The following is a 2,397-nucleotide window of genomic DNA, read 5'->3' on the forward strand; positions in this document are numbered from 1 at the left end:
GTCAACCATCTCCCGCGCATAATCTTCCTCGCTTTCCGCCTCGCCGCGGTACGCATCCTCAAACGCGTCATAGTCACACTCGCCGGTATACTCTGCCCAGGCGATAAAAGCGGCTTCCCTGCCCTCTTCTTCGGCGCGTTTGTAAGCGGCGATAAAATCCCAGTCAATCGAACTTTCAGAGACGAACTGTGACGGGATGCCTTCCTGGTCCTGAAACATGAATTCGGCATCCCATTCATCGGCATGCAGCGCCTGGCAGGCCTCGTAAAAATCCTCCCGGCCGTCAAACTCCGTCAGGTCAAACCATTTGCCGAAAATGCTGCCGCAGTTGTATTTATGGTACGTGCCAACGTAGACAGCAGGTGTGGTGGTCATAGTGCTCATGGAAAATCCTCCGTGGTCGATGTCGTCTGAGTTCCGGCTTACGCCGTGCCGACACGACAGCCGGGCGAAAAGCGGAGGATGCAAGGGCGTCACCGAAGCCGCAGCGCAGTAAAAAAGCAGGAGCAGGCTGGACGGTTTGACGGCGAAAAATGAGCCGGAAAACGACGGGAAGACGGCGGATAATGCCTTTGAAATAAACTGCGACCGGGTGAAGGTGACGCCCTTGCATCAGCCGCGGCCCGGCTACAGTAGAGGCACGGCGTTTGCCGCTGGCCGCACGGGGCGTTACTCACCGCGAAGCCGGAACAACGTGGAGGAAGAGCCATAAAAGCGGAGCGGCCGCGCGACATCCGAAGAGGAAAAAGCCGGAGGTTATCCCTCCGGCATTGCCTCACGCTGCCAGCAGCGCTTTCAGCACCTTCACATCGGCCATCCCCTGACTGACACGGGCAGGCGTTGGACCGCCCGCCTCCCACGCGAGCCCCTCCTGGTGGATTAACTCACGCTCAACGTTGCGCACCAGGCGCGAAAGCACCTGTGCCGGAACCGTAACCTGACGATTAACAGCTTCCCGGTGGCGTACAAGCAAATCACGCACCGACGCGCTGGTGAAACCTTCATTGCGATATGTGCCCATGGCCGTATTACCAATGACTTCCTGTATGGCCGTGATTTCTTCGTCGGTCGGTGAAAGTTCCCGACATGCCACATGCACGCCCTCTTCTGTCCAGATAAGCAGCGCCAGGGGGTCATCGTGGGTAAACATTCGCTCCAGCTCTTTACACAGTGCTTCACGTGTTCCAAACATATTCGTTCTCCTTAAACCGGGCGGCACACCGCCCGGCGTTAATCAGTCGCGGAAGCAGTCACAGAACGCCAGCGCGCGGATATACACACTCAAAAATTGCTCATTAAGGCCGCGCAGAAAATCTGCGGCCAGCGCATCGACCAGGCCCGGACAACCATCGTGATACTTTTTTTCCAGCTCGCGAATTTGCATCCTGAGTGAGTCCATGCTGTTCACCAGCTCCGAGAGATCGGCGTGCAACAGTTCATGCCCTGAATAATTCATCACGCCGCCTCCGGCAGTTCATCGTTAGCGGCAGGAGACTGCATGGCGCGACGAACCTGAGCCAGACGTCGCTGGCCCGCGGCGTGATATTCCGGCAACAGTTCGATCCCTACATACCGACGACCAGATAACGCGGCGGCTACACAGGTTGATGCAGAGCCAGCGAAGGGGTCTAACACTATCCCGGCAGGTGTGGTAAACGACTCAATCAGCGGCTGAAGGCAGGAAACTGGCTTTTCCGTCGGGTGGTGGCGATTACCGGTGTACTTCCAGTTCATCACATCAGGCAAAGGCGAAGCCGGTAGCGGAGGGCGGCCTTTTGCCAGTACATAGGCGCTTTCATGGGCATAACCCACAAAGGCCGATTTCGAGGCATAAGGCTTGGCAAACACGATGTGGCCGACAATCCGGAAGCCTGCTGCTTTCCATGCTCCCACAAATTTATCGGCGGCATTCCAGCCATAAAAGCTGACCATCAGCGAATCGCGCTTCAGTACGCGGAACATCTGATCGCAGGCAGGTTGCAGCCATTCATCTGTTTTATCACCGGCAATGTTGCGCCCGGAACGATCGCGGTAGTTAACAAGATAAGGCGGGTCAGTGAGGATAAAATCGACAGCCTCACCCGGGAAGCGGCTCATAATTTCCACGCAGTCACCCTGCATCAGTCGGGACATAATACTTCTCCTTTCTCAAATGCGGCACCAGTTACGCCGTGCCGATACGACAGCCGGGCGAAAAGCGGAGCAGACAAGGGCACCACCGCAAGCCGCAGCGCAGATAAAAGCTGACGCTGACTGGACGGTTTGACGGCGAAAATTGAGCCGGAGAACGACGGGAAGACAGCGGAAAATGCATTTTGAAATCACTGCGACCGGGTGAGGATGGTGGCGAAGCCTCCCTTTTCTGCACAGCGGCCCGGCTACAGTAGCGGCACGGCG

4 protein-coding genes are annotated in these 2,397 nt (G+C 57.0%); all 4 read right to left on the reverse strand.

All coding sequences use genetic code 11. From position 1 onward, the window contains the following. The coding region (locus GSQ70_RS09745; protein ID WP_158785276.1) for an antirestriction protein ArdA at positions 1-384 on the reverse strand (384 nt) is incomplete at its 3' end. A 391-nt stretch (positions 385-775) separates the two neighbouring features. Then, positions 776-1,192, reverse strand: a complete 417-nt coding sequence (locus tag GSQ70_RS09750; RefSeq protein WP_158782342.1) for a DUF1380 family protein — start codon at positions 1,190-1,192, stop codon at positions 776-778. A gap of 42 nt (positions 1,193-1,234) precedes the next feature. Next, the gene (locus GSQ70_RS09755; RefSeq protein WP_158782343.1) at positions 1,235-1,459 is read right to left on the reverse strand and encodes a hypothetical protein; all 225 of its coding nucleotides are present in this window, start codon (positions 1,457-1,459) and stop codon (positions 1,235-1,237) included. After that, the gene (locus GSQ70_RS09760) at positions 1,456-2,133 is read right to left on the reverse strand and encodes a DNA methylase (protein ID WP_158782344.1); all 678 of its coding nucleotides are present in this window, start codon (positions 2,131-2,133) and stop codon (positions 1,456-1,458) included. The genes GSQ70_RS09755 and GSQ70_RS09760 overlap by 4 nt, the downstream gene beginning before the upstream one ends. Positions 2,134-2,397 lie beyond the last annotated feature (264 nt).

The sequence above is a fragment of the Pantoea sp. BAV 3049 genome (assembly GCF_009765445.1).
GTDB lineage: Bacteria > Pseudomonadota > Gammaproteobacteria > Enterobacterales > Enterobacteriaceae > Erwinia.

Excerpts from the sequence above, each read along its gene's own strand:
- GSQ70_RS09750 (WP_158782342.1), bottom strand. The coding sequence starts at position 1,192 with ATGTTTGGAACACGTGAAGCACTGTGTAAAGAGCTGGAGCGAATGTTT.
- GSQ70_RS09760 (WP_158782344.1), bottom strand. The coding sequence starts at position 2,133 with ATGTCCCGACTGATGCAGGGTGACTGCGTGGAAATTATGAGCCGCTTC.